A 1,863-nucleotide genomic window follows, 5' to 3' on the forward strand; every position below is an offset into this window, starting at 1 on the left:
CAGGCCGATCCCCAGCCAGTCCCCCGGCTGGGCGTCGATCACGCGCAGCACGCCCGGCTGGCCTGCGCGCACCTCCACAACCGCCTTGTGCGTTTCCAGTTCGACAATCAGGTCGCCGGTTTCAAATGCCGCGCCGGGCTCACCATGCCATTCCAGAATCCGGATTTCCTCAACGCCGGGGACCGCGGCAGGAACCGACAACTGATAGATCATGTCTTTCTCCAAATATCAGGGATAAGGTAGGTTCACAGTTCCAGAACAGCGCGCGCCATGGCCGCGACGCGCGTGGCGTCGGGAATGCACGCGGCTTCCAGAACAGGATTTGAGGAAACGGGCGCCCGCAACGCGCCCAGACGTTTCCAGGGCCGGGGGCCGATCCGCTCGAATATCTGGCAGGCCACTTCCGTGCCCACGCCGCAGATACTCTGGCCCTCCTCCAGCGTCAGGAGCCGCCCGGTCCGGCTGACGGATGCCGTCACGGTCTGAATATCCAGCGGCGCGAGGCTGCGCAGGTCAACCACCTCGCAGGATATGCCTTCGCTTTCAAGGGATTGGGCCGCCTGTAGCGCCACGCGCGTCATGTAGCCATGCGTGACCAGCGTCAGATCCGTGCCCTCGCGCCGGATGCTTGCCTTGCCAAATGGAATGAGGTCTTCGGCCAGCGTGACCTCGCCCGGCGTGGGAAAGAGCCGCTTGTGGTCGATATAGACCACCGGTCCGTCATCACGCAGCGCGGACTTCATCAGCCCGTACGCATCGGCCGGGGTGGAGGGTGCGACAATTTTCAGCCCCGGCACGCTCATGAGCCAGGATTCGATGCATTGGGAATGCGCGACCCCCTGCCCCTGCGCGCCCGCCGTGGTCTTGACCACAAGCGGCGCGGTCAGCCGCCCCGCCGTTTTATAACGCAGCTTGGCGGCGTAATTTATCAGGCGTCGAACCCCAGCATCAGGAAATCCATGTAGGTAATGCTGACTATGGGGCGGTACCCGCCGCCGCCGCCCCGGCCGCGATGCCGATGCTCGCGGCCTCGGCCACGGGGGTATCACGCACGCGCCCGGGACCGAACAGGTTGTACAACCCGTCGAATTCACGATAGGATCCGCCAAACGCCCCGACATCCTGGCCCATGACCATGACGTGGTGGTTGCGTGTCATTTCTTCCCGCACCGCACGGGTCACAGCCTCACGAAAGAACAGGCGCTGGGTGGTGGCTTCCGGTTTATCCAACATGAAGCATGACCTCCCGCGCATCCGGATAGGGTGAAGCATCGGCGCTGCCCAGCGCGCCTTCCGCGCGGACCGTGGCTTCCAGCGACAGGTGATCGCGCTGCGCCGTATCCAGTTCGCCGCGTTCCATCAATACGGACACGTAGCGGCGGATGGGGCAGCGGGCCTGAAGTTCGGCCAGTTCGGCACGGCCACGGGTCTCACGCGCCGTTGTGGAATGGGAACGCAGGCGGATGGAAACACATTCCAGAAACGCAGGCCCCAGACCGGAACGGACATGACGGACGGCTTCCGTCGCGGCCTGCGCCACCGCGCCGACATCCAGCCCGTCAATCGTGCGCGCCCACATGCCGAATGTCGCCCCCAGATCGGACAGCCGCGCGACCGCCAGCGCATCCGCGCGCGCGGTGGAGACGGAAAGCTGGTTGTTGTTGCATACGAACAGCAGCGGCAGCTTCCACAGCGCCGCCATGTTCAGGGTCTCATGCAGGGCGCCCTCGCCACACGCGCCATCACCAAACAGAATGGCGACGATGCCGCTGTCATGATCCATCTGCCGCGCCAGCGCGACCCCGGCGGCAATGCTGATATTCCCGCCCACCACGGCATGCGCGCCAAAAAATCCGGCCGAGG

General features: G+C 64.9%; 4 protein-coding genes. All 4 read right to left on the reverse strand.

The features are described from left to right. Positions 1-213: lipoyl domain-containing protein (locus tag JCM25156_RS15355; RefSeq protein ID WP_025813779.1), on the reverse strand; the 213-nt coding region annotated here is incomplete at its 3' end. A 32-nt stretch (positions 214-245) separates the two neighbouring features. Next, complete coding sequence (locus JCM25156_RS32205; RefSeq protein ID WP_407637129.1) at positions 246-872, reverse strand: alpha-ketoacid dehydrogenase subunit beta; 627 nt, start codon at positions 870-872, stop codon at positions 246-248. A 103-nt stretch (positions 873-975) separates the two neighbouring features. Continuing rightward, positions 976-1,233, reverse strand: a complete 258-nt coding sequence (locus JCM25156_RS32210; protein ID WP_277909477.1) for a hypothetical protein — start codon at positions 1,231-1,233, stop codon at positions 976-978. After that, the coding region (locus JCM25156_RS15365; protein ID WP_025813781.1) for a thiamine pyrophosphate-dependent enzyme at positions 1,223-1,863 on the reverse strand (641 nt) is incomplete at its 5' end. The genes JCM25156_RS15365 and JCM25156_RS32210, both read right to left, overlap by 11 nt.

The sequence above is a fragment of the Komagataeibacter kakiaceti JCM 25156 genome, assembly GCF_000613305.1.